A 23594-nucleotide genomic window follows, 5' to 3' on the forward strand; every position below is an offset into this window, starting at 1 on the left:
GCCGTTTGGCGGGCGCAGGGCTTGTGCGAACCTCAGCTTGCTTTGGCGGTCATACACTGCCGCCCGTCCGGGCCGCGCACCCACGCGGTGCCGTCGGCTTTCCAGCAAAACTCGGCGGTTTCAAAATGCATCAAGGGGGCGGTGGCGCGGAACTGAAAATTGGTCAGGCCACCCAATTGCCGTTCTGCCAGCAAAATCAAGTGCTGCGCCAACAACGGCCCATGCACGACCAACCCGGCATAGCCTTCGACGTGCTTTGCATACTCAATGTCATAGTGGATGCGGTGGCCGTTGAAGGTCAAAGCCGAGTAGCGAAACAGCAAGGTGGTATCAAAGCTGCGCGTTTCGCAAACATCCTCGTCCGTTGCGGCCTGTGGTGGCGTGGGTTTCGGGGCGTCGGGGGCTGGGTCTTCGCGATACACAAGGTCTTGCGTGTCGGTCAGGCACAACGTGTCTTCTTGCCAGATGTCATGGCGTAGCGTGACAAAACCCAAAGGCCCGCTTCGGCCCTCTTTTTGCGTGGAATTTTCAATAAACGTCAAACGCTTAGCGGATACTCCCGCAACCAGAGGATGGTGAAACTCCATGCCTCCGCCAGCCCACATGCGCCGGGGCAACCCCATGTCAGGTATCACGCCCCCAACCTTGGGATGCCCATCCCGGCCAAGGTTTTCCGGGCCTTGCGGATCCCAGAAATACAGTTGATGGTAAAACGGCGGCAGCGCATCGCCTTTGATCAGGGTCACATCCTGCCCAAGGCTGGCTTGCATCGCGCGGGCGCGCATCGGGTCGATGACATCGGTGATGGTTTGGATTGGGTCACTCATGATTTGGATCATAAGCCTCTGACAGAACAGGAACAATTGCAAAATGCAGCCATTGGTTTTCGCACTGGATCATATAGTTTTGACCGTTGGCAGCATCGACGCGACAGTGATTTTCTATCGTGATGTCATGGGCATGACGGCGCAGCAATTCACGCCTGCCGATGGGTCCGCCCGTTGGGCGCTGACATTCGGATCGCAGAAAATCAATCTGCATCAGGCCGGGGCCGAGTTTGAACCAAAGGCAGCACAGCCCGCGCCGGGAAGTGCTGACCTTTGTTTTTTATCGGACATTCCGCTGTCGGATTGGATTGCGCATTTGCGCGACCATTCTATCGCAGTCGAAGAAGGCCCGGTTGCCCGGACCGGTGCGACCGGGCCTATCGTGTCCATCTACCTGCGTGATCCTGACGGAAATCTTTTGGAAATATCCAATAAGTCAGAGAGTTAGGCAATCGCCGTGCGCAAGGCGTCCATCTTGCCGGACAGCACTTTCTTGTAGTGGTCGTTGGTCAGCGCGCCATTGTCATCAAACTCGTTTTGCGCGGTGGCAATACAAAGCATCGGGCCATTCACGATATGGGCTTGCAGCGGGATCAGGCAGCTTATTGTCATGAACTGACCAGTTTCCCCGCCTGTGCGGCCCATATTGGCTGACATGACGACGGTTGGCTTGCCCTTGAATGGCATCCCCTCAACCCGGCTGATCCAATCCAGCGCATTTTTAAGAACGCCAGTGATGCCCTTGTTGTATTCGGGGGATGAAATCACCACTGCGTCAGCATTTTTTATTTGATCTGTCAGTGTCTTAACGTCATCTGGAACGCCTTCTGCCTCCTCTAGATCGCCGTCATACAGGGGGAAATTCAAATCCGCTTCGATTATCTCGGCTTGGCCAAATGCGGTTTGTGCTTCTTTCAGCAACATCCGGTTATAAGAGCCTTTCCGCAAAGACCCTGAAATCACCAATAATTTCGGTATCGCCATAGCCTGTTCCTTTCGTTTCGAACTGCCTACCCACTATCTGGCACAGGACCGATGTCTTACAACCGGATCATATGCACAAAACCTGTGCACAATGCGGAAAATTGCAAAAGCCCCGGTCGCACTGATGCAGCCGGGGCAGTTGGCCAGTCACTGGTTTAAAGTAAGCCTTACCAGTTGTTCGGCCCCTTTTCGGCAAAGGCATGCACAAGAAAATCAATGAAGGCCCGCACCTTTGGCTGCGTGAACCGGCCCGGCGGATAGACGGCATAAATACCTTGGGTTTCGGTTGGCAAATCGGGAATCACATCTTCAACCAGACCATCGGCCATGGCTTGGGCGTAAAGGAAGCTGGGCAAATAAGCGATGCCAAGCCCTGAAATCGTGGCGTTCAACAAGGATTGTCCATCGTTCACAGAAAGCCCGCCGGCGGTGCGAATTTGCCGCTTTTCACCGGACGGGGCGGTCAGTTTCCAAACGGCACCGCCTGATTGGCTGGAATAGTGCAAAAGCTTGTGTTCGTTCAGGTCGTCAATTTTGGCCGGACGTCCGTTGCGTTTCAGATACTCGGGGCTGGCGATCATGCGCTTGGTGGTTTCGGTCAGCTTGCGGGCGCGCAGGGTGCTGTCTTCCAACTCGCCAATGCGGATCGCCATGTCGAACCCTTCTGAAATCAATTCAACGTAACGGTTGTTCAGCACCATGTTGACCGAGATATCCGGGAATTCGTCCAGAAAACCACCCAACACCGGGCTTAGGTGATTTACTCCGAAATCCGTGGCCACCGAGATGCGCAGCAGGCCCGACGGGGCCGATTGCATGGAACTGACCAAGGCATCGGCTTCGCCCGCATCATTCAGCACACGTAGCGCCCTGTCATAGTAGGCAAGGCCGATCTCGGTGGGGCTGACCCGGCGGGTCGTCCGGTTGAGCAGACGTGCGCCCAAACGTGCCTCAAGCGATGACACATGCTTGGACATGGCTGATTTCGAAATCCCCATTTTGCGCGCCGCGTCGGTAAACCCGCCTTGGTCCACAACCGTGGCAAAGGCCTCCATTTCAGTCAGGCGATCCATACTCGATACCTCTATCCGTTTGTCGAGTATCGTTATCGACCCGAATTCAGGCACAACTGCGGCAACCGCCAGACAATATCTTGGTTTTGTGACCGATCGTTCGAAACATGGAAACGGCGAAACAACCGTTTCCCAAGTTGCCGAAGGCCGCTGCGTCCGATTTACAAGATAGCCGCCAGACGCGTGCCTTGGTCAATCGCGCGCTTTGCGTCCAACTCGGCGGCAACATCGGCACCGCCAATCACATGTACGGGAACCCCCTTGGCCTCAAGCGTATCGGCAAGGCTGCGGTCCGAGAGCTGCCCGGCGCACAGCACCACGGTATCCGCTTCGATCAGGGTGGGGTTTTCACGTGTTTCGCCATGGCTGATATGCAGGCCATCCGCATCTATGCGTTCGTAATTCACACCGCTGAGCATTTGAACGCCTTTCATTCGAAGGGCCGCGCGATGAATCCAGCCTGTCGTTTTGCCAAGCCGTTTGCCGGGACGTTCGGCCTTGCGTTGCAGCAAGGTCACCTGACGCGCGGGCGCATCGGGTTGCGGGCCATTCGGGGCAAGGCCGCCACGGGTTTCGGACGGATCGCCAACGCCCCATTCCACTTGCCATTCGGCCAAGTCTTCGGTTGGGCTGTCGCCGTCTTGCACCAGAAATTCGGCTACATCAAAGCCGATACCGCCCGCCCCCACGATGGCCACACGCTGGCCCACAGGGGCCTTGCCGCGCAGAACATCGATATACGACAGAACGTTCGGCCCGTCTTGGCCCGGAATACCCGGATCGCGCGGCACGACACCGGTGGCGATGATCACCTCGTCGAACCCGGCCAAATCATCGGCGGTGGCGGTGGCCCCCAACTTGAGGGTCACGGCCAGCTCTTGCACCATGGTGTCAAACCAGTCGACAAGGCCGTGGAATTCTTCCTTGCCCGGAATGTCGCGCGCCATGTTCAATTGCCCGCCAATCTGGTTGGCCCGATCAAACAGAGTCACGGTGTGGCCCCGCTCGGCGGCGGTCATGGCCGCCGCCAGCCCGGCCGGGCCTGCGCCGACGACGCCAATGGATTTGGGCCGCTCGGTTGGTGTGACGGGTAGTTCGGTTTCATAACACGCTCGCGGATTGACCAGACAGGTTGAGATTTTGCCGCTGAATGTATGATCCAGACAGGCCTGATTGCAGGCGATGCAGGGCGCAATCGTGTCGGCCCGACCGTCAGCCGCTTTTTTCACGAAATCCGGATCGGCCAGAAAGGGCCGGGCCATCGACACCATGTCGGCGCAGCCGTCAGCCAACAGGGTTTCGGCCACATCCGGCGTGTTGATTCGGTTCGAGGTGATGACAGGGATGCCGACCTTGCCCATCAGCTTTTTTGTCACCCAAGAAAAGGCCGCGCGTGGCACAGACGTGGCGATGGTGGGAATGCGCGCCTCGTGCCAGCCAATGCCGGTGTTGATCAGGCTGGCCCCGGCCTTCTCAACGGCTTGCGCCAGTTGCACCACCTCGTCAAAGGTCGAGCCGTCGGGCACCAGATCAATCATCGACAGGCGGTAGATCACGATGAAATCGTCGCCGACCGCCTCGCGCACCCGGCGCACCACCTCGACCGGCAGGCGCATGCGATTCTCATAGCTGCCGCCCCAATGGTCGGTGCGTTTGTTGGTATGGGTGACAAGAAACTGGTTCAGGAAATACCCCTCGGACCCCATGATTTCGACCCCGTCATACCCGGCCAAGCGGGCGCGGGTGGCGGCAGTGACGATATCCTTGATCTGCTTTTCGATGCCGTCTTCGTCCAGTTCCTTGGGCGGAAAGGGCGAAATCGGGGATTTGATCGGTGATGGCCCCACGCAATCGGGGCTGTAGGCATAGCGCCCCGCATGCAGAATCTGCATTGCAATTTTCCCGCCCGCATCATGCACGCGGTCTGTTACGTGGTGGTGATTGGCGATGTCCTGATCGGTATAAAGCCCTGCCGCACCGGGGAAAACGCCGCCTTCAGGATTCGGGGCCATGCCGCCCGTCACCATCAGCCCCACACCGCCGCGCGCCCGTGTGGCATAGAACTCGGCCACGCGGTTCCAATCCTTGGTTTCTTCCAGCCCGGTATGCATCGAGCCCATCAAGACCCGGTTTTTCAAGGTCACATGGCCCAGATCTAGGGGCGACAGAAGGTGGCTGTAGTTGGTCATGGCGGCCTCCGGTTTTGCGCGGCAGCATGGCCGGACACTGTGCATTTGTCACCCGAAACGCTGCGTTATGCCGGGCGATCTGCGCATCCATCGAAGACTCGCGTTTACGCTGGCCCGTTCAGCCCGTGGATGCGGCCCAATCCCAATAAAGCTCCATCACCCGCTTGGTGATCGGACCAACCTGATACTGGGTGTCGTCAAAGGCGGTGACGGGCGTGACCTTCATCATGTTGCCTGACAGGAACACCTCGTCGGCGTCGTGGAAATCCTGAAAGCTCATCACCGTTTCATGCACCGTTACACCATCGGCGCGCAGGTTCGCGATGTGGCGCGCGCGGGTGATGCCCGACAGGAAGGTGCCGTTTGGCACCGGCGTGAACACCTCGCCGTCCTTGACGGCAAAGACGTTCGCGGTGGCGCTTTCGGCGACGTTGCCAAGCGCATCGGCCACCAGCGCATTGCCAAACCCCTTGGCCTGCGCTTCGGCGATCATGCGGGCATTGTTGGGGTAAAGGCAGCCCGCCTTGGCATTGACGACGGCATCTTCCAGCACCGGCCGGCGAAACTGTGTGCGCGTCAGGGTGGTGGAACTGCCTGCCGGCGCCATCGGCGACGCTTCAAGACAGACGGCAAAGCCTGTTCCGCCCTCGTAGTCCGGCATCACGCCCAACGGCCCGCCGCTGATCGACCAATACATCGGGCGGATATAAACGGCGGTGTCCGGGCTGTAGGGTTTCAGCCCCTCGCGGATGATTTCAACCATATCCTCTGGCGTGACGGTGGGCTTGATCATCAGCGCCTTGGCCGAGGCATTGACGCGCGCGCAGTGCTTGTCCAGATCAGGCGTCAGGCCATGGGCATAGCGCGCCCCGTCGAACACCGTTGTGCCAAGCCACGACCCGTGATCGGCCGCCCGCATCACCGGCAGATCACCGTCATGCCAAGCGCCAGTGAAATAGGTTCTGATCTGTGTCCCGACTGCCATCTTTGGCCTCCTATCTTTGTGGGCAAGTTAGGCGGGTTGTCCGCAAGGGTCCAGACCGTCTGTGCCTATGTCCGCGACAGAAGCGAGGGGCCAGCCCCTCGCGCTCCCCGGGATATTTTTGAACAGAAGAAGAGATCAGGGCGCGTCTGACAAGAGGGCATCAAGATCAAGCGGCGCGTTGGTCATGGCAAGCTGCCCATCGGCGTCACGCGGCCAGTCTTGCGGCGCGCGATCACGGTAAAGCTCAACGCCGTTGCCGTCTGGATCGGACAGGTAAATCGCCTCGCTTACGCCATGGTCGGCGGCCCCTTCGATCGGGATGCCAGCGGCCAGCACCCTGCGCAGTGCATCAGCCAGTTGTGTCCGGTCAGGATACAAAAAGGCGGAATGGTAAAGCCCGGTATGTCCTTTGGGGGCGGGGCTGCCGCCCAAGCTATCCCATGTGTTCAGGCCGATATGATGGTGGTAGCCACCCGCGCCTAAAAAAGCAGCGCTGTCGCCCCATCGTTGTTGTAACTCGAAGCCCAACACATCTGAATAAAAGTGAATTGCGCGATCAAGGTCCGCAACCTTGAGATGGACATGGCCGACTGTTGTCTGAGGGTGAACGGGGTGTGACATCGCAACGCTCCTTCGTCTTCAGCTGCTCAGGTCTTAAGGGCGGCAGCGCATACGCACCATTCGGCAAATTCGGGCAACGTTGGTGCGTTTATGCAGGCCTGAGGTCAGTACGGATTACGCGGACTGCGATCTGTCGACAGGCTGGATTGGCTGCGCGCCACCAAGCGTTCAATCGCATCGGCCAAATGGATGTCTTGAATGTTGTAATCGCCGCGTTCGACGCGCAGGCGATGGGCCTCGACCATGACATCGGCATGGGTGCAGCCCTGCGGCGGCTCGAATCGATAGCAGGCCAGTTCGATCAGCAGGCCCAAGGGATCACGGAAATAGATCGAATCCATAAAGCCGCGATCCTTGGGGCCGGAATGGCCGATGCCCCGCTGATCCAAGCGCTCGGGCACCTGCGAAAAGGTCGCCCGGCTAACGTTGAACGCGATGTGATGCACATTGCCGGCTTCGGTTGGCGTACGACTGCGTTTGGGCTTGCGGGTTTCGTTGGTGAATATGGTGATCAACCGCCCGTCGCCGGGATCGAAATACAGGTGGCCTTCGTCGGGGTCGTCCAAATTGGGCTGTTCAAAAATGAACGGCATGCCCAAAACCCCTTCCCAAAAGTCGATGGACGTTTGCCGGTCGGCCCCTATCAGGGTGATGTGATGCAGCCCTTGGGTTTGCAGTTTGCGCATGGTGGTTTCCCTTTTTGCACAGACTATGGCGCGAAAGGTGCGTTTCGCAAGGCTGTGAGGCAGGGACTACGACCCCGCCCAATTTTTATGATTTGTAAGTTATGAAATAGATTGCGCATCTCGCCCCAAGGCAATGAGGGCACATCAGAAGGCAGAAGATGCAAAACCACAAAGTGACGCGGCGCGGCGTGACTGAAGGTGGGGTTGCGGGGCCACCGGGGCCGCGAATGCGCTGCCCCGGCTATTTTCGGTGTCAGGCGCTGACCGGCGGCACCATGCCTATGATATCGTAGGTCTGGCGCAGGATCGGATGCGCGATGGCCCGCGCCCGTTGTGATCCATCGGTCAGGATACGGTCGATTTCAGCCACGTCTTGCATCAGCCGGGCCATTTCAACGGAAATCGGGGCCAGCTTTTCCACCGCCAGATCGGCCAGCAGCGGCTTGAATTCGGAAAATGGTTTGCCGCCCATCTCTTGCATCACCTGATCGACGCTTTGATCGTTGAGGGCGGCAAAGATGTTCACCAGATTGCGGGCCTCGGGGCGGTCTTCCAGCCCATCGGCGGTGTCGGGCAACGGCTCGGGATCGGTCTTGGCCTTGCGGATTTTCTTGGCGATGGTGTCGGCGTCGTCAGTCAGGTTGATGCGGCTCATGTCCGATGGGTCGGATTTTGACATCTTCTTGGAGCCGTCCCGCAGGCTCATCACCCGGGTGGCGGCGCCTTCGATCACGGGTTCGGTGATCGGGAAGAACTCAACGCCGTAGTCATTGTTGAACTTCAGCGCGATGTCGCGCGTCAATTCCAGATGCTGTTTCTGGTCTTCGCCCACCGGCACATGGGTGGCGTGATAGGCAAGAATATCGGCCGCCATCAGGGCCGGGTAGCCAAACAACCCAAGGCTGGCCTGTTCGGCGTTCTTGCCGGCTTTGTCCTTGAATTGGGTCATCCGTTTCATCCAGCCCATGCGCGCGACGCAGTTAAAGACCCACGCCATCTGCGTGTGCTCGGGCACTTGGGATTGGTTGAACAGGATGGATTTCTGCGGGTCGATCCCCGACGCGATGAACCCGGCGGCCAATTCGCGTGTGGCATGGCGCAGCGCGGCAGGGTCTTGCCAGACGGTGATGGCATGCAGGTCGACCATGCAAAAGATCGACTCGATCCCGTCATTCTGGCTGTTGGCAAAGCGTTTGAGCGCGCCAAGATAATTGCCAAGCGTCAGGTTGCCCGAGGGCTGGATGCCGGAAAAGACGCGGGGGGTAAAGGCCGCCTCGGTCATGGCTCATCTCCGTGGTGGATTTCTGTGCTTGCCTCGCTTAGCCATGGGTCAAAGCCCCGTCAAGGAGAGCAGGCATGAGCAGCCCCCAGACCGACAGCCCCGTCAACCCTATGCCGCCCGTTGTGGTCGCCTTGTTTTTGGCGATTGTCCTGCTTGAGGCATTGTTTTCGCTTGGCACCCGTGGCCTGTTGGGCGGCCCCGAGGGTGTAGGCTGGCGGCAGGGGGCAATTCAGGATTACGGGTTCAATGCCGAAATCTTTGGCTGGATGCTGCAAAACGGGGTTTGGCCGTCCGAGCACTTGCAAAGGTTTGTGACGTTCATTTTCATTCACGGCTCGTTCACCCATGCCTTGTTTGCCGGTATCATGCTTTTGGCGCTGGGCAAGTTCGTGGGCGAAGTGTTTTCGCAATGGGCCACGCTTTTGTTGTTTGTCACGTCGGCTGTTGGCGGCGCACTGGTGTTTGGCCTGATCGCACCGGAACGGCCTTGGCTGATTGGCGCGTTTCCCGGTGTGTACGGATTGATTGGTGGGTTTACCTATTTGCTGTGGCTACGTCTTGGCCAGATGGGCGCAAATCAGGCCCGGGCGTTTTCACTGATTGGGATATTGATGGTGCTGCAACTGGTGTTTGGCCTGTTGTTTGGGTCAAACAGCACGTGGCTGGCCGATGTGGCGGGGTTTGGGTTTGGTTTTGTCCTGTCGTTCTTTTTGGCCCCCGGCGGGTGGGCCAAGATCCGCGCCAAGATACGGCATCGCTAAGCCATCACCGGCGCATGGCGCTGCGAAATTCCGACAGGCGAAACGCGCCGATCATGTGACCTATGCCAAAATAGCTGATGATCCCGGCAAGGATCATACCCAGCAAAGCCAGCCACCGCAGGCCCGCCACTCCGAAAAACGGGGTCAGCAGCACATGCATTCCCCAGACGATCACGCCCATCAAGACCGAGGCCAGCCCGATCCGCCAAACCCGGCGGCGAAACCGGTTATCAAGACGGGCCACATCGCCAAACCCGCGCGCGCCGCGCATCAATAGCCAGACCATAGCCCACCCGGCAACGGTCGTCGCAATCGCCGCGGCGATCCAGCCGATGACAAAGGCCAGCCCAACCGCCAGCACCGCGTTTACGATCATGGCGACCACGGCATAGCGAAAGGGGCTTTTGGTATCTTCGCGGGCGAAAAACAGCGGTTGCAGAATTTTTTGCAGCACGAAGGCGGGCAAGCCCAAGCCGTAAATCGCCACCGCTAGGGCCGTGGCGGCGGTATCATCGGCCCCAAATGCGCCGCGTTCAAACAGAACCGAGATTAAGGGGATGGGCACCGCGATCAACGCCACAGCGCATGGCACTGTCAGGGCAAGCGAAATTTCGGCGGCACGCGAATAGGCCTCGCGCGCGCCGGTGTGATCGTCCAGCTTGAGCCGGCGTGACAGATCGGGCAGCAAGACGATCCCCACCGCGATGCCCACCACGCCAAGCGGCAATTGATAGAGCCGGTCGGCGGAATAAAGCCAGCTGACCGCCTTGTCATAGTTCGACGCCACCTGTTGGCCGACCAGCAAGTTCACCTGCATCACGCCGCCTGCCAAGGCAGCGGGAATGGCAATGCGCACAAGCCGGGACATGTCCGGTGTCCAACGGGGGCGCACAGGCCGTATATGCAATCCGGCCTTGCGGGCGGCAATCCAGACCAAGGCCAATTGCGCGACCCCGGCAAATGGAATGGTCCACACAAGCGCCTGCGCCACGGCCCCGCCGGTTTGCGCGGCAAAGATCATGGCGACCACCAGCGCCACATTCAGCAGCACCGGCGCGGCAGCGGCGGCGGCAAAGCGGCCTACCGCGTTCAAAACGCCCGAAAATAACGCCGCCAGCGAGATGAACAGGATATAGGGAAACACAACGCGTCCGAATTCCACGGTCAGGTCAAAGCGTTCGTCGCCTACAAACCCTTCGGCGGTGGCCCAGACAAGCGCGGGCATGAACAGCAGGGCCAACCCGGTCAGCGCCAACAAGACCAAAGACAGGCCCGACAGCGCCAAAGACGCGAAATGCTGATGATCTTCCTCGCCTTCGTATTTCTTGGAAAACATCGGCACGAAGGCCGCGTTGAACGCCCCTTCGGCAAAGAAGCGACGAAACATGTTCGGCAGGCGGAAGGCCGCAACGAACGCATCCATCAACGCGCCCGGGCCAAGATAACTGGCAATCAGCACATCGCGCACAAATCCCAATATCCGGCTAAGCAGTGTCCATACGCCAACGGTCAGCACACCGGATAACAGGCGGACGGGTCTCATGGGCAGGCCTTTGCTTTGGACGGTTGCGCCAAGGCTTAGCGGATCGTGCTGTGCAGGGAAAGGGCGGAAGCCGTCAGGCGATCATGCGCCAGAAGAACACGGCACTCATTCCAAAGCCGATCAAGGCGATCAGCCCCCGGACGGTTGATTTTGGCAATGCACGGGCCAGTGGTGCGCCGACATAACCGCCAATGGAGGCCGCAACCATCATCATCAAAGCCTGCGGCCATGCCACCAGCCCGGCCAATGCGAACACCGCAACCGAGATGGCCGAGATGGTAAAGCTCAGCCCGTTTTTCAGCCCGTTCATTTGATGCAGCGCTGTCATACCCCACATGGCAAACAGCGCCAGCAGGACGATACCAAGACCGCCATTGAAATAGCCGCCATACAGGCTGACCGCGAACAGGCCAAATGCACCTTCGGGGGTGACGCTGCGGGCATGGTTGGCAGCCCATGTGCGGATGCGATCACCGAACAGAAAGATGATCGTGGCCGCCAGCAGCAGGAAGGGCACGACAATCGAAAACGCCTTGTTCGATGAAATCAGCAGCAGCCCCGCGCCGGTCACACCACCTGCCAAGGAAATCAGGCCAAGCCGCAAAAGCCGGGGCCGTTCGAGGCTGGCCAGTTCTGCGCGGAACCCAAATGCACCCGACAGATAACCGGGAAACACCGCCACGGCGCTTGTGGCGTTTGCGGCTACCGGCGGAACGCCGGCAAAGACCAAGGCCGGAAAGGTCAGGAATGTTCCGCCACCTGCGATGGTGTTCAGAACACCCGCGCCAAAGGCCGCGGCCAGCAAAATCAGGATATCGGTCATGGATGGTGCGTGCCTGTCAATAAAACGGGGCGCCAAGATTGCGCCCCGCGGCTGATCTGTTTGAATTATTGCGGGTTTGTCAAGCGGTTGCGCGCTCCACGCCTTCGGTGATGGCGCTGCGCAGTTTCTTTTCAAGCGCTTTTTGCTTGCTGGCCGAGTGGAATTTCAGGCCGAACATATCCTTGACGTAGAAGGTATCGACCACCTGTTCGCCATAGGTCGCGATCACGGCCGAGTTGATATAGACATTGTTGTCAGCCAGTGTTCGGGTCAGATCATACAACAGGCCGGGGCGGTCGCGGGTGTCGACCTCGATGATCGTGTAGATTTCCGAGCCCTCGTTATCAAAGGTGATATGCGTGGGCACCTTGAACGCACGCTCGCGTTTCTTGATCTTGTCGCGTGATTTGATCGCTTCGGTGGCCACAACCTCGCCCTTCAGGGTTTTGTGGATCATCTCGCGCAGGCGCGGCAGGCGCTCGGCCTCGTAGGGGTGACCGTCTGCATCCTGTATCCAGAACACCGCGGTGGCGAACCCGTCCTTCGATGTATAGGTCCGGGCGTCCACCACGTTGGCCCCGACAAGCGCCAAGGCCCCGGCAAGACGCGAAAAGATGCCGGGGTGATCGGCCAGCGCGAAACAGGCGCGGGTGGCGTCACGATCTTCGTCGATGGCCAGATCAATCGCGACTTCGTTCGCGTCCAGATCACGCAGCAGGCGGGCAAACACTACATGCGCCGTGACATGCAGACCCTGCCAATAGGGCGGATAGTGGCGCGCGGTTTCACGTTTGAGGTCTTTGGTGGGCCAACCCTCCAACGCGTCGCGCAGGTTGCGTTTCGCGTCCGAGCCGCGCTGCTCGCGGTTGAGATCTTCCAGCCCGCCTTCCATTGCGCGCTGTGTTTGGCGATAGAGCGCGCGCAACAACGACGCTTTCCAATTGTTCCACGTGCCGGGACCGACGCCGCGTATATCGCAGACCGTCAACACGCACAGCAGATCAAGCCGCTCTTTGGTTTGCACGGCTTTGGCGAAATCACGCACGGTGCGCGGGTCAGCGATGTCGCGTTTCTGCGCCATGTCCGACATCAGCAGATGATAGCGCACCAGCCATTCGATCGTGTCCACCTCTTTGGGTTTCAGGCCAAGCCGTGGCGCGACCTTGCGTGCGATACGGGCGCCGACGATCGAATGATCTTCGCTTCGGCCCTTGCCGATGTCGTGCAACAGCAGGGCCACGTAAAGCACCCGTCGGTTTACACCCGCCTCAAGGATGGACGATGACAGCGGCAAATCCTCGGTCCGCTCTCCGCGTTCGATCTGCGCAAGGTTCGAGATGCACTGGATTGTATGCTCGTCCACTGTGTAGCTGTGATACATGTTGAACTGCATCAGGGCGACGATCGGCTCGAACTCGGGGATGAAGGCCGCCAGAACGCCCAGCTCGTTCATCCGGCGCAGCGCGCGTTCGGGATTGCCGTGTTTCAACAGCAGATCAAGGAACAGTTTACGCGCCCTTGGATCGGCGCGCATGCTGTCGTCTATCAGATCCAGATTGGCGGTGACCAGCCGCATGGCATCAGGGTGGATCAGTAAGCCGGTGCGCAGCCCCTCTTCGAACACACGCAAAAGGTTCAGCGGGTCGGACAAAAAAACCGTTTCATCGGCAATCGCAAGCCGCCCGTGGATTTCGGTATAGCCCTCTTTCAGTTTGCGTTTGCGCCGGAATATCCGTTGCAGCAGCGGTTCAGGTTTGACATGCGCGGCTTCAAGCTTGGTCAGGAATATCCGGGTCAGATCGCCCACTTGCGTGGCATGGCGGAAGTAATCCTGCATAAACACTTCAACCGCACGCCGCCCGGCGGTGTCCTTGTATCCCATCCGCTCGGCCACTTCGACTTGCAGATCAAAGGTAATCTGGTCGGTGGCGCGTCTGGTGAGCAGATGGATGTGGCAGCGTACCGCCCAAAGAAAGCTTTCAGCCGTGGCGAAAGTTTCAAACTCTTCTGCGGTGAACAGGCCTGTGGCGACCAACTCGGAAACGCTGTCGACGCGGTGCAGGTATTTGGCGATCCAGAATAGCGATTGCAGGTCGCGCAGCCCGCCTTTGCCTTCTTTGACATTGGGCTCAACCATAAACCGCTGCCCGCCTTGTTTTTCGTGGCGGGCGTCGCGTTCCTCTAGTTTGGCTTCGATGAACTCGCGCTCTGAGCCTTCGAACAACTCATGCCAAAGACGTTTTTTGAAATGATCGGCCAGTTGCCTGTCACCGGCTAGAAACCGGTTTTCCAAAAGGGCGGTGCGGATCGTGAAATCGTCTTCGCCCAAGCGTAAACAGTCGCGAATTGTGCGGCTGGCATGCCCAACCTTCAGCCGCAGATCCCACAGGATATAGAGCATCGATTCGATCACGCTTTCGGCCCAAGGGGTGATTTTGTAGGGCGTCAAAAACAATAGATCGACATCGGATTGCGGGGCCATCTCGCCCCGGCCATATCCGCCAACAGCGAAAACAGTGATACGTTCCGAGTCCGTGGGATTGGACAGCGGGTGAATATGGCGCGTGACCACATCAAGAGCGGTTAAAATGATGCAATCGGTCAGCCAGCTATAGGCGCGCACCGTCGGTCGCGAGGCAAAGGGCCGGGCCGTCAATCCATCGGCAATCGCATCGCGCCCCGATTTCAGCCGGTCTGACAGGATCGCGACAACGGATTTTTGCAGAACGGTGGTGTCGCCCTCGGCCTCTTGAACAGCACTATCGATCAGCGATGTGACCGCGGCGTTGTCAAGGATGGCGTCTGGCGGACAGATCAAGTTCTGCGGTTGCGCGATCAGGTCTTTCATATCACTCACATCAGGGCGTGGGGCACAGCGCAATCAAAAGCCTGCGCCGCCAAAGCCTTGCGGTGCTGGGTCGATCACGACAACCTGATTGTTGCGCACCGTGGCGACGGCCAAACCGCGATCGGTTGTATTGTCCGGGCCGAACCGGAACACCCCGTTCACCCCTTGAAACCCGGCGCTTTGTGTCAGCGCAGCTCGGCTAAGCGCGTCAGAACGCCCCGATTTCGTCAAGGCGCCGACCGCCGCGATACCGTCATAGGCAAGCCCGGCCAATGCGTGCGGCTGGGAGCCATAGGCCGCTTCAAACCGGCCGCGAAACTGGGCGCTGCGTTGTGGGTTGGGCATCGTGAACCAACCGCCCTGCACGCCCGGCAGCTCCAATGTTTGCGGCGGTGTATCCCAACGGCTTAGGCCCATGTATTGGATGGTGTCCGGGCGCAGCCCCGCTTCGGGCAGCATCTGTGAAAACAGCGGCAGCGCGCCGGCCGTGTTGGCCGTCAGGAAAATCGCATCGGCCCCGTTTTGTTCGGCTGTGGATTTGATTTGCGGAATGACTTTCACGACCCCGTCTTGGGAAAACTGGTAGCCGACACTGCCCGCCGCTGTCGCCCCGTTTTGCATCAAAGCCTGTTCTATGGCCTGTTTGCCCAAACGCCCCGAAAGGTTGTCCGAGTAAACCGTCAGGACGCGGCTTTTGCCTTGGCGCACCGCGTATTCGGCCAGCCGGTCTGCTGTGTCACTGAACGTTTGCCCAAGGATAAACAGATTGCCGCCTGCAATCGTTGAGTTGTTGGAAAAGGCCATGACGTTCACGCCATCATTCGCCACGGCCACCGCCACCGCGTTAGCCGATTCAGCATGGAGCGGGCCGATGATGATCTTTGCGCCGTCGGCCACCGCATTCATTGCGGCGGTTTGGGCCTGTGCGGGATTGCCGGCGGTGCCGTAAACCCGCAGGTCGATTTTGGTGCCACTCAGGTCAGCGGTTGCCAGCCTCGCTGCATTTTCCAGATCGCGCGCAAGTTTTTGCTCTTGCGGCACGGATGACCCATGCGGCACCAACAGCGCAACAGGCACAGGCCCGCCGCCGCTGGCCGATTGGCCGCTTCCGCCGCCGCCTGTTCCGGACATTGAAACGGGCTGGCAGGCTGCCAGCCAGAGAACCGAGAAAACGACGGCGATCAGGCCGGGCACCTTGCGGGCAGAGGTCAAAACGGCGAACATACGAACAATACTCCCTGATTGCGGACAGGTCTTGGCCTGTTGCGGTCACGGTTGCGATAATAAACGTCATATGAGGCGGGTCTAGTGGTGAATCCCAAACAGCAAAACCTTGATCCGGGATTGTACCTGATTGCGACGCCAATCGGCACGGCCCGAGACATTACTTTGCGGACGCTTGATATTCTGGCATCCGCCGATGTGATCGCCGCAGAAGACACACGCAGCCTGCGGAAACTGCTTGATATTCATGGCATCAGCTTGGTCGACCGGCCCTTGGTGGCCTATCACGATCACAATGGTGATCGCGTCCGGCCCCGTATTATGCAGGCGTTGCAGGCCGGAAAATCCGTAGTTTACGCCTCAGAGGCGGGCACTCCGATGGTGGCTGATCCGGGATACGATCTGGCCCGCGCAGCCGTGGCCGAGGGGCACAAGCTGATCTCGGCACCGGGCCCGTCGGCGGCGATCACGGCGCTTACTTTGGCTGGGTTGCCCACCGATCATTTCTTTTTCGCCGGGTTTTTGCCGAATGCGTCAGGACGGCGAAAAACCGCACTGCAAGAGGTGGCGCAGGTGCCCGGCACGCTGATTTTTTACGAATCGCCCAAACGCATTGCCGCGATGCTGCGCGATGCGGCGCTGGTTCTTGGCGGGGATCGCCGCGCCGCAGTTTGCCGCGAAATTACCAAGAAGTTTGAAGAGGTCTTGCGCGGAACGCTGGACGAGTTGGCGCTGATCTGTGCCGAGCGGACGCTGAAAGGGGAAATCGTTGTCGTGATTGACCGCGCGGGTTTACCAAACGTTGACGAGGTGGATTTAGACTCGGCTTTGCAAGACGCGCTACAAGGGCTGTCGGTGCGCGATGCGGCAGACAAGGTGTCAGCCGACCTGCGATTGAAACGGCGGCAGGTTTATCAGCGCGCGTTGGAACTTGATGCGTCCCACAGTCCGGAGGGTGATCAGTGAGCGGAATGGCCAAACCTTCGGGAACCTTGCAAGGGATCTGTCAAACCGCGCGGCAGGATCGTGGCCGGCGGGCGTTTCTGTCGGGGGCGGCGGCGGAACATATTGTTGAACGGCTATACCAAGCGCGTGGCGTTCATGTGCTTGAAAGCCGTTGGCGCGGTCAAAGCGGTGAAATTGATATGATCTTGCAAGACGGGCCCGAGGTGGTTTTTTGCGAAGTCAAGAAAGCCCGCGATTTCGATACGGCCCTGTCACGGCTGAGAATGCCGCAAATACAGCGCATTCATGGCGCGGCCGCGGAATATCTTGCAACGGTCCCTGACGGACAATTGGCGCAGGTGCGGTTCGATCTGGCGATTGTGGACGCCACCGGACAAGCGCAGATTCATGAAAACGCCTTTGGCCATTTCTGATTTGCGCTTGCGGCGTCCTTGTTCCATGTAGGGTGTGGAACAGGATTGCAGGGGATGGCAATGAAAATCGCTTTTCAGATGGACCCGATCGCGCCGATTGATATCGCGGCTGACAGCACGTTTCGTTTGGCCGAAGAGGCGCAGGCCCGGGGCCATGAGCTGTTTTACTACACGCCTGACCGTCTGGCCTATGTCGAAGGACGGGTTATGGCGCGGGGCTGGCCGTTGCAGGTGCAGCGCGTGGTCGGTGATCACTTCAGTCTGGGCGAAGAGGTGGATGTTGATCTGGCCGATTTCGATGTGGTCTGGCTGCGGCAAGACCCGCCGTTTGACATGTTCTACATCACCACCACGCATTTGCTGCAAAGGGTGATGCCCAAGACTTTGGTCGTCAACGATCCGTTCTGGGTGCGGAACTTTCCTGAAAAGCTGTTGATCCTCGATTTTCCTGAATTGATGCCGCCAACCACGATTGCCCGTGATCTGGCTACGATCCGCGCATTCAAGGATCGGCATGGCGATGTGATCCTCAAGCCGCTTTATGGCAATGGCGGCGCAGGTGTGTTTCACCTGTCCGAGTCTGACCGCAACCTAAGCTCGCTGCATGAATTGTTCGCCGGGTTCAGCCGCGAACCGCTGATTGTTCAGAAATATCTGCCTGAGATCAAGAACGGCGACAAGCGCGTCATCCTTGTGGATGGTGAACCCGTGGGTGCGATCAACCGTGTTCCGGCGCAGGGCGAAACCCGGTCAAACATGCATGTCGGCGGACGGCCCGAAAAGATCGCGCTGAGCGACAGGGATCGTGAAATTTGCGCCGCCATTGGCCCGCTTTTGCGGGATAAGGGCCAAGTTTTCGTGGGGATCGACGTGATTGGCAATTACCTGACCGAAATCAACGTGACATCGCCCACCGGCATCCAAGAGCTTGAGCGGTTCGACGATATCAACGTCGCGGCGATGATCTGGGATGCGATCGAGGCCAAACGCTCTTGAGCTTGCGGCGGCGACTTCTCAACACCTTTCTAAGGGTGTTCGAAAAGCGCTACTTGGCTCGGGCGCAAGACCCCATGGATTTGCGCCGGGTTTTTGAACGCAAAGCGCGGCGATGGTTTCGGGCGCCTAAGGGCAGCCGCTTCGTGTCCGGCCAGATTGACGGGGTGCCATCAACCTGGGCCTTTGGGCCCGATGTCGAGGATCGTGGCCCGGTTATCCTGTATCTGCACGGCGGCGGCTATGTGTTTGGCTCGTCGCGCACGCACCGGGCGATGTTGGCGCGGCTATCGGGGCTGGCCGGTCTGCCCGCGTGTTTGCCCGATTACAGGCTTGCGCCCGAACATCCGTTTCCCGCCGCGCTTGAGGATGCGCTTGCCGTCTATCTTGAACTCAGCGCGCAACGTCCTGTCATTATTGGAGGTGACAGTGCCGGTGGCGGGCTGGCCTTGGCCTTGCTGGCCGAAACACTCAAACACCGGATGCGCCGCCCGCTTGCTGTTTTCTGTTTCTCCCCCCTGACCGACATGACCTTTGCCGGAGATAGCGTGGTGGCCAATCGCGAGGTTGAGGCGATGCTGCCCGCCGCCCGCGCGGGCGAGTTGGCGGATATGTATTTGCAAGGCGCCAGCCCCCGTGATCCGCGCGCCTCACCCTTGTTTGCGCGGTTCCAAGGTGGCGGGCCGGTGTGGCTGACGGTCGGAGATCGCGAGATTTTGCTTGATGACACGCGGCGCATGTCTGATCGGCTGCGCGCGGATGGCGTGGATGTCACCGAGGTGATCGAACATGATCTGCCGCATGTCTGGCCGATTTTCGGCCCCACGCTGTTGCCCGAGGCCGGAGAAACGCTGAGCGACCTTGCAAATTGGATCACCCGTCTTTCAAAGACGTCAGGCGAAAGCTGACAGCTTCGGCCACATGGGGGCGCCTGACATCCGGTGCGCCTTCAAGGTCGGCAATCGTGCGGGCCACGCGCAAAACCCTGTGATAGCCCCGCGCTGACAACCCGAACCGTTCGGCCACTTTGTTGATCAAATCGCGGCCTTCGGAATCGGGTGCGGCGATGTTTTCCAATGTCTCGCCCTCGGCATCAGAATTCAGCTTTGCGTTTCCATGTCCCTCAAAGCGCGCCGATTGTACGGCGCGTGCGGTAGCAACCCGGTCTGCCACCGTGGCCGAACCGTCGCCCGAGGCTGGCAAATCAAGATCGGCAAAGGCCACCGGCGGCACCTCAACCCGCAGATCGAACCGATCCATCAACGGCCCCGAGATGCGGCCCATGTAATCTTCGCCACAAAGCGGCGCACGTCCGCAGGCGCGACCGGGGTCTGACAGGTAGCCACATTTGCAAGGGTTTGCCGCGGCAACCAGCATGAACCGGCAGGGATATTTCACATGGGCATTGGCGCGGGCCACCATGACTTCGCCGGTTTCGATAGGCTGGCGCAGCGTTTCCAGAACGGTGCGGGGGAATTCGGGGAATTCATCCATGAACAAGACGCCGTTATGCGCAAGGCTGATTTCCCCCGGAGAGGCCCGCCGCCCGCCGCCCACAATCGCCGCCATGCTGGCCGTGTGGTGGGGTTCTCGGAACGGGCGGGTGCGATTGATGCCGCCTTCGTCCAGCAAACCGGCCAAGGAATGGATCATCGATGTTTCCAAGGCTTCGGGGGCCGTGAGCGGCGGCAGAATACCGGGCAGGCGGGCGGCCAGCATGGATTTGCCCGAACCGGGGGTGCCGACCATCATAAGGTGGTGCCGCCCGGCGGCGGCGATTTCCAAGGCACGTTTGGCGCGTTCTTGGCCTTTGACATCCAACAGGTCGCGCCCGGTGGTGTCAGACATGACTTCGCCGGGTTCAGCGGGAGTTAATGGGGATTGGCCGGTATAATGCCGGACCACATCGGCAAGGCTGGCAGCCCCGATCACTTGGGTTGCGCCCACCCATGCGGCCTCGGCGCCCGAAGCTTTGGGGCACAGCAGCGTTCGGCCCTCTTCGGCGGCGGCCATGGCTGCGGGCAGCGCGCCGATCACCGGAATAAGCGAGCCATCCAGTGACAATTCACCCAATGAACATGTGCCTTCGACCGCGTCGGCGGGGATGATTTCAAGCGCGGCCAGCAGGGCCATGGCAATTGGTAGGTCAAAATGACTGCCTTCTTTTGGCAGGTCGGCGGGGCTCAGGTTGATGGTGATCCGTTTGGAGGGCAGGGCGATGGCCATGGAACTGAGCGCCGTGCGCACCCGGTCGCGGGCCTCGGATACTGCCTTGTCCGGCAAGCCAACGAGCGAAAACGCCGGAATGCCGGGGGTGACGGCGCATTGCACCTCAACCTGACGGGCCGCGATGCCTTCGAAGGCGACGGTATAGGCGCGTGCGACCATGACTGAGCGGGCTCCGGTTAACTATGGTTAACCTATGGATAGCGCGGTCGTGGTTGATGAAGGGTTAACGCATCCCCGGCGCAGGCTGAAATGCAAGATCGTGGTTTCAGGGCAGGTGATTGATTGCCTGTGCCTGCCACATGTCATCGCGCAAATGCAGTTCGGTCACGGACAAGTTGTCGATTTTATGCCCGAAGGCCTCGTATGGTGTGACCCTGAGGGCCTTTTGCACTTGGGTCAGGATCGCGCCGAAATGGGCCACGGCAATGATGTCGCGCCCCGGGTGGGCGGTCAGCAGCCGGGCAACGGCCCGTTCAACGCGCAGTGAAATCTGGTTCCAGCTTTCCCCGCCGGGGGCCGTGATGTCGCCGGGGGTATCCCAGAATGCGCGCAAATGATCGGGATCGGGCACAGAGTCAAAGGCCCGAAGTTCCCACTCTCCGAAATGGATTTCGCGCAGGTCCGGGTCGTGCGGCAGCCGATCACGCCCCTTGGTGATCGCATCGGCTGTGGCGGTCGCGCGTGTCAGGTCGGATGAGATCACCAGCGCGTCGTCAGGCAAATGCGCCTCTAGCCGGGCCACCTGCGCGTGATCACTGAGATCGGCGGGCAAGTCTGACCATCCAACCATGGATTTGGCGTGTGTTGGTCCGTGGCGCACCCAAAAGACGCGGCTCATGGCAATTGCCCCTTCAAAACCTGCGGCAACCCCGCAATGACGTTGACAACCAACCCGGCCTGCGCCGCCAAGGCTTGGTTCAGGCGGCCCTGCGCCTCGCGGAAGCGGCGGGCCAGTGCGTTTTCGGGCACGACGGACAGGCCGACTTCGTTGCTGACAATCACAACCGGGGCCGGGCAATCAGACAGGGCCGCCATCAAGGCGTTTTGGGCGTGCGCCAAGTCCGACTCGGCCAGCATTTGGTTGCTGAGCCACATCGTTGCGCAATCCAGCAGAACAATCTGGCTGGCGTCGGTGTCGCGCAGGGCAGCCCCCGGATCAAGCGGCGCCTCGACAGTCAGCCACCCTGATCCGCGCATGTCACGGTGGCGGTCCACTTTGGCCTGCATTTCGTCATCAAAGGCTTGCGCCGTGGCCAGATAAACCCGGCTACGCCCGGTTTGCACGACCAATGACTCGGCAAAAGCCGATTTTCCCGAGGCGGCACCGCCAAGCACCATGGTGAGTTGTGGAAGCATATTTTTCGGCCTCGTTGTGATCCAGTTGTAGCTAGGCCGCGTAACACCTTTTGAAAGACCGTTAAGGAAACACGACACAGACCGTCAGGTGAGGGGGTCAATATGCCACTGGACGCACCGCAGACAAGCAACATGTCACGCTCGGCCATGAAAGCCGAGCTTTTGGACGCCGAGACCGAATTGAAACTGGCCTATGCTTGGCGTGATGAACGTGATGAAGAGGCACTGCACAGGCTGATCACAGCGTATATGCGGTTGGCCATTTCGATGGCGTCAAAATTCCGCCGGTATGGCGCGCCGATGAATGACCTGATCCAAGAGGCTGGCTTGGGCCTGATGAAAGCCGCCGACAAATTCGACCCCGATCGTGGGGTGCGGTTCTCAACTTACGCCGTGTGGTGGATCAAAGCCTCGATCCAAGATTACGTGATGCGCAATTGGTCGATGGTGCGGACCGGATCAACCAGCAGCCAGAAATCCCTGTTTTTCAACATGCGCCGCGTGCAGGCCCGGATCGAGCGCGAGGCAATGTCCAAGGGCGAAGAACTGGACGGCTATCAACTGCGCGAAATGATTGCCCATGAGGTGGGCGTGCCCCTGCGGGATGTGGAGATGATGGAAGGTCGCCTTTCGGGGTCAGACTTTTCATTGAACGCAACGCAATCTTCCGAAGACGAAGGCCGCGAATGGATTGAGACCATCGAAGATGACGGCATGCGCGGTGATGAACTGGTTGAGCAAGATCATGACCTGTCGGCGCTGCGTGATTGGTTGGGTCAGGCCATGGGGCGGCTTAATGATCGGGAACGCTTTATCATAAAAGAGCGCAAGCTGCGCGATGAACCGCGAACGTTGGAAAGCTTGGGGCAAGAATTGAGCCTGTCGAAAGAGCGGGTCCGACAGCTGGAGGCGGCGGCGTTCCAAAAGATGCGCAAGCATCTTGAACGTCAGGGTGCCGAGGTGCAAAACCTGTTGGCATGAAAACGATATTGTCCGCCGCACTTCTGTCGATGACCGCGCTTGGCGCAATGGCGCAAGACGTGGTCATCGTTGGCGAAATTCATGACAATCCCACACATTACGCGACACAAGCGGAAATTGTAGCTCAGGTTGCGCCCAAGGCTTTGGTGTTTGAGATGCTGACACCAGACCAAGCCAAGGCAATCACGCCCGAAAATCGCGAGGACGAAGCGCGCCTGAAAGATGCTTTGGAGTGGGAAAGCTCTGGGTGGCCGGATTTCTCAATGTATTATCCCATCTTTGCGGCAGCCCCGAAGGCGCGGGTTTATGGCGGACAGGTGCCACGGGATGTTGCGCGGGCCGCGTTTGAAAATGGGATCGCCACGGGATTTTCCGGCGATCCCGATACTTACGGCCTGACCGACGCTTTGCCCGAGGCCCAACAAAACACACGCGAGGCGATGCAATTGGCCGCGCATTGCGATGCCTTGCCCGCCGAAATGCTGCCGGGCATGGTGGCCATCCAACGCTTGCGTGACGCAGAATTGGCCCACGGCGTTGTGCAGGCAATGCAGGACACGGGCGGCCCGGTTGCCCTGATCACCGGCAATGGCCATGCGCGCAAGGATTGGGGCGTTCCGTCTTACTTGCAGCGCGTTGCGTCGGATCTGGAGGTGCACGTGATCGGACAAACCGAAGACGGGGTATCCTTGGAGGGTGGTTTTGATGAAATGCGGTCGGCCCCGGCGGTCGCGCGCGAGGATCCCTGCGCCGCCTTCACCGGCAACGGTTGAGCGGCCCTTGCCAGCCCGAGGGGCAAAGCCTAGTGTC

Annotated in this window: 23 protein-coding genes; 8 read left to right on the forward strand and 15 right to left on the reverse strand. The window is 59.5% G+C overall.

Annotation, left to right across the window (positions count from 1 at the left end; translation table 11 throughout):
* Positions 1–32: 32 nt before the first annotated feature.
* A complete protein-coding gene (locus HAT86_RS06085) occupies positions 33–827 on the reverse strand; it encodes an acyl dehydratase (protein WP_167194464.1) in 795 nt (264 codons plus the stop codon).
* A 43-nt stretch (positions 828–870) separates the two neighbouring features.
* On the opposite strand from HAT86_RS06085, the gene HAT86_RS06090 reads away from it, so the two are divergent.
* A complete protein-coding gene (locus HAT86_RS06090) occupies positions 871–1275 on the forward strand; it encodes a VOC family protein (protein WP_167194466.1) in 405 nt (134 codons plus the stop codon).
* Here HAT86_RS06090 and HAT86_RS06095 read toward each other — a convergent pair.
* From HAT86_RS06095 to trpS, 7 genes are all read right to left on the reverse strand, one after another.
* Complete coding sequence (locus tag HAT86_RS06095; RefSeq protein ID WP_167194468.1) at positions 1272–1811, reverse strand: NADPH-dependent FMN reductase; 540 nt, start codon at positions 1809–1811, stop codon at positions 1272–1274. The two genes, HAT86_RS06090 and HAT86_RS06095, sit on opposite strands and share 4 nt — an antisense overlap.
* Positions 1812–1978: 167 nt before the next feature.
* Positions 1979–2884: a LysR family transcriptional regulator gene (locus HAT86_RS06100; protein ID WP_167194470.1), complete on the reverse strand. Its 906-nt coding sequence runs from the start codon at positions 2882–2884 to the stop codon at positions 1979–1981.
* 161 nt (positions 2885–3045) lie between these two features.
* Positions 3046–5073 carry an NADPH-dependent 2,4-dienoyl-CoA reductase gene (locus HAT86_RS06105; protein WP_167194472.1) on the reverse strand — a complete coding sequence of 676 codons (2028 nt, stop codon included), beginning with the start codon at positions 5071–5073 and terminating at the stop codon, positions 3046–3048.
* A gap of 118 nt (positions 5074–5191) precedes the next feature.
* The gene (locus HAT86_RS06110) at positions 5192–6058 is read right to left on the reverse strand and encodes a branched-chain amino acid aminotransferase (protein ID WP_167194474.1); all 867 of its coding nucleotides are present in this window, start codon (positions 6056–6058) and stop codon (positions 5192–5194) included.
* 135 nt (positions 6059–6193) lie between these two features.
* Positions 6194–6679, reverse strand: coding sequence for a VOC family protein (locus tag HAT86_RS06115; protein WP_167194476.1), 486 nt, complete (start codon positions 6677–6679; stop codon positions 6194–6196).
* A gap of 104 nt (positions 6680–6783) precedes the next feature.
* The gene (locus HAT86_RS06120) at positions 6784–7365 is read right to left on the reverse strand and encodes a VOC family protein (protein ID WP_167194478.1); all 582 of its coding nucleotides are present in this window, start codon (positions 7363–7365) and stop codon (positions 6784–6786) included.
* A 253-nt stretch (positions 7366–7618) separates the two neighbouring features.
* Positions 7619–8647, reverse strand: coding sequence for a tryptophan--tRNA ligase (gene trpS, locus HAT86_RS06125; RefSeq protein WP_167194480.1), 1029 nt, complete (start codon positions 8645–8647; stop codon positions 7619–7621).
* A 74-nt stretch (positions 8648–8721) separates the two neighbouring features.
* On the opposite strand from trpS, the gene HAT86_RS06130 reads away from it, so the two are divergent.
* Entirely contained in the window at positions 8722–9408 is a 687-nt protein-coding gene (locus HAT86_RS06130) for a rhomboid family intramembrane serine protease (RefSeq protein ID WP_167194482.1), read from the forward strand.
* Between the two features lie 4 nt (positions 9409–9412).
* Here HAT86_RS06130 and murJ read toward each other — a convergent pair whose 3' ends face one another.
* From murJ to HAT86_RS06150, 4 genes are all read right to left on the reverse strand, one after another.
* Positions 9413–10951, reverse strand: a complete 1539-nt coding sequence (murJ, locus tag HAT86_RS06135) for a murein biosynthesis integral membrane protein MurJ (RefSeq protein ID WP_167194484.1) — start codon at positions 10949–10951, stop codon at positions 9413–9415.
* 73 nt (positions 10952–11024) lie between these two features.
* Positions 11025–11774 (reverse strand): sulfite exporter TauE/SafE family protein, encoded by a 750-nt coding sequence (locus HAT86_RS06140; protein ID WP_167194486.1) that lies wholly within the window; start codon positions 11772–11774, stop codon positions 11025–11027.
* A 79-nt stretch (positions 11775–11853) separates the two neighbouring features.
* Positions 11854–14622 carry a [protein-PII] uridylyltransferase gene (locus tag HAT86_RS06145; protein WP_167194488.1) on the reverse strand — a complete coding sequence of 923 codons (2769 nt, stop codon included), beginning with the start codon at positions 14620–14622 and terminating at the stop codon, positions 11854–11856.
* A gap of 33 nt (positions 14623–14655) precedes the next feature.
* Positions 14656–15846: a penicillin-binding protein activator gene (locus HAT86_RS06150; protein WP_167194490.1), complete on the reverse strand. Its 1191-nt coding sequence runs from the start codon at positions 15844–15846 to the stop codon at positions 14656–14658.
* Positions 15847–15930: 84 nt separating this feature from the next.
* Here HAT86_RS06150 and rsmI point away from each other — a divergent pair, with 84 nt between their 5' ends.
* From rsmI to HAT86_RS06170, 4 genes are all read left to right on the forward strand, one after another.
* Positions 15931–16812 carry a 16S rRNA (cytidine(1402)-2'-O)-methyltransferase gene (gene rsmI / locus HAT86_RS06155; RefSeq protein WP_167194492.1) on the forward strand — a complete coding sequence of 294 codons (882 nt, stop codon included), beginning with the start codon at positions 15931–15933 and terminating at the stop codon, positions 16810–16812.
* Positions 16813–16817: 5 nt separating this feature from the next.
* Positions 16818–17225 carry a YraN family protein gene (locus tag HAT86_RS06160; RefSeq protein WP_167194494.1) on the forward strand — a complete coding sequence of 136 codons (408 nt, stop codon included), beginning with the start codon at positions 16818–16820 and terminating at the stop codon, positions 17223–17225.
* Positions 17226–17285: 60 nt separating this feature from the next.
* Positions 17286–18221 (forward strand): glutathione synthase, encoded by a 936-nt coding sequence (gene gshB, locus HAT86_RS06165; protein WP_167194496.1) that lies wholly within the window; start codon positions 17286–17288, stop codon positions 18219–18221.
* Positions 18222–18295: 74 nt separating this feature from the next.
* Positions 18296–19126, forward strand: a complete 831-nt coding sequence (locus HAT86_RS06170; RefSeq protein ID WP_331272507.1) for an alpha/beta hydrolase — start codon at positions 18296–18298, stop codon at positions 19124–19126.
* Here the strand turns inward: HAT86_RS06170 and HAT86_RS06175 are convergent.
* The 3 genes from HAT86_RS06175 to cobU all read right to left on the reverse strand — a co-directional run bounded on the left by HAT86_RS06175 (position 19092) and on the right by cobU (position 21803).
* Positions 19092–20606, reverse strand: a complete 1515-nt coding sequence (locus tag HAT86_RS06175) for a YifB family Mg chelatase-like AAA ATPase (RefSeq protein ID WP_167194500.1) — start codon at positions 20604–20606, stop codon at positions 19092–19094. The two genes, HAT86_RS06170 and HAT86_RS06175, sit on opposite strands and share 35 nt — an antisense overlap.
* Before the next feature lie 106 nt (positions 20607–20712).
* The gene (locus HAT86_RS06180) at positions 20713–21285 is read right to left on the reverse strand and encodes a histidine phosphatase family protein (RefSeq protein WP_167194502.1); all 573 of its coding nucleotides are present in this window, start codon (positions 21283–21285) and stop codon (positions 20713–20715) included.
* Complete coding sequence (gene cobU, locus HAT86_RS06185) at positions 21282–21803, reverse strand: bifunctional adenosylcobinamide kinase/adenosylcobinamide-phosphate guanylyltransferase (protein WP_167194504.1); 522 nt, start codon at positions 21801–21803, stop codon at positions 21282–21284. The genes HAT86_RS06180 and cobU overlap by 4 nt, the downstream gene beginning before the upstream one ends.
* 102 nt (positions 21804–21905) lie before the next feature.
* On the opposite strand from cobU, the gene HAT86_RS06190 reads away from it, so the two are divergent.
* Positions 21906–22784: an RNA polymerase factor sigma-32 gene (locus tag HAT86_RS06190; RefSeq protein ID WP_167194506.1), complete on the forward strand. Its 879-nt coding sequence runs from the start codon at positions 21906–21908 to the stop codon at positions 22782–22784.
* Positions 22781–23557, forward strand: a complete 777-nt coding sequence (locus HAT86_RS06195) for a ChaN family lipoprotein (protein WP_167194508.1) — start codon at positions 22781–22783, stop codon at positions 23555–23557. The genes HAT86_RS06190 and HAT86_RS06195 overlap by 4 nt, the downstream gene beginning before the upstream one ends.
* Positions 23558–23594 lie beyond the last annotated feature (37 nt).

This window comes from Roseovarius gahaiensis, from assembly GCF_011601345.1.
GTDB lineage: Bacteria > Pseudomonadota > Alphaproteobacteria > Rhodobacterales > Rhodobacteraceae > Roseovarius > Roseovarius gahaiensis.

What these genes read in the sequence shown, in the direction of transcription:
- HAT86_RS06085 (WP_167194464.1), bottom strand. Translation starts at nt 827, where the DNA reads ATGAGTGACCCAATCCAAACCATCACCGATGTCATCGACCCGATGCGC.
- HAT86_RS06130 (WP_167194482.1), top strand. Translation starts at nt 8,722, where the DNA reads ATGAGCAGCCCCCAGACCGACAGCCCCGTCAACCCTATGCCGCCCGTT.
- HAT86_RS06150 (WP_167194490.1), bottom strand. Translation starts at nt 15,846, where the DNA reads ATGTTCGCCGTTTTGACCTCTGCCCGCAAGGTGCCCGGCCTGATCGCC.
- HAT86_RS06095 (WP_167194468.1), bottom strand. Translation starts at nt 1,811, where the DNA reads ATGGCGATACCGAAATTATTGGTGATTTCAGGGTCTTTGCGGAAAGGC.
- HAT86_RS06120 (WP_167194478.1), bottom strand. Translation starts at nt 7,365, where the DNA reads ATGCGCAAACTGCAAACCCAAGGGCTGCATCACATCACCCTGATAGGG.
- murJ (WP_167194484.1), bottom strand. Translation starts at nt 10,951, where the DNA reads ATGAGACCCGTCCGCCTGTTATCCGGTGTGCTGACCGTTGGCGTATGG.
- HAT86_RS06160 (WP_167194494.1), top strand. Translation starts at nt 16,818, where the DNA reads ATGGCCAAACCTTCGGGAACCTTGCAAGGGATCTGTCAAACCGCGCGG.
- HAT86_RS06170 (WP_331272507.1), top strand. Translation starts at nt 18,296, where the DNA reads ATGGATTTGCGCCGGGTTTTTGAACGCAAAGCGCGGCGATGGTTTCGG.
- HAT86_RS06190 (WP_167194506.1), top strand. Translation starts at nt 21,906, where the DNA reads ATGCCACTGGACGCACCGCAGACAAGCAACATGTCACGCTCGGCCATG.
- HAT86_RS06195 (WP_167194508.1), top strand. Translation starts at nt 22,781, where the DNA reads ATGAAAACGATATTGTCCGCCGCACTTCTGTCGATGACCGCGCTTGGC.
- HAT86_RS06105 (WP_167194472.1), bottom strand. Translation starts at nt 5,073, where the DNA reads ATGACCAACTACAGCCACCTTCTGTCGCCCCTAGATCTGGGCCATGTG.
- HAT86_RS06140 (WP_167194486.1), bottom strand. Translation starts at nt 11,774, where the DNA reads ATGACCGATATCCTGATTTTGCTGGCCGCGGCCTTTGGCGCGGGTGTT.
- trpS (WP_167194480.1), bottom strand. Translation starts at nt 8,647, where the DNA reads ATGACCGAGGCGGCCTTTACCCCCCGCGTCTTTTCCGGCATCCAGCCC.
- HAT86_RS06110 (WP_167194474.1), bottom strand. Translation starts at nt 6,058, where the DNA reads ATGGCAGTCGGGACACAGATCAGAACCTATTTCACTGGCGCTTGGCAT.
- HAT86_RS06100 (WP_167194470.1), bottom strand. Translation starts at nt 2,884, where the DNA reads ATGGATCGCCTGACTGAAATGGAGGCCTTTGCCACGGTTGTGGACCAA.
- gshB (WP_167194496.1), top strand. Translation starts at nt 17,286, where the DNA reads ATGAAAATCGCTTTTCAGATGGACCCGATCGCGCCGATTGATATCGCG.
- HAT86_RS06175 (WP_167194500.1), bottom strand. Translation starts at nt 20,606, where the DNA reads ATGGTCGCACGCGCCTATACCGTCGCCTTCGAAGGCATCGCGGCCCGT.
- HAT86_RS06180 (WP_167194502.1), bottom strand. Translation starts at nt 21,285, where the DNA reads ATGAGCCGCGTCTTTTGGGTGCGCCACGGACCAACACACGCCAAATCC.
- HAT86_RS06115 (WP_167194476.1), bottom strand. Translation starts at nt 6,679, where the DNA reads ATGTCACACCCCGTTCACCCTCAGACAACAGTCGGCCATGTCCATCTC.
- HAT86_RS06145 (WP_167194488.1), bottom strand. Translation starts at nt 14,622, where the DNA reads ATGAAAGACCTGATCGCGCAACCGCAGAACTTGATCTGTCCGCCAGAC.
- HAT86_RS06090 (WP_167194466.1), top strand. Translation starts at nt 871, where the DNA reads ATGCAGCCATTGGTTTTCGCACTGGATCATATAGTTTTGACCGTTGGC.
- cobU (WP_167194504.1), bottom strand. Translation starts at nt 21,803, where the DNA reads ATGCTTCCACAACTCACCATGGTGCTTGGCGGTGCCGCCTCGGGAAAA.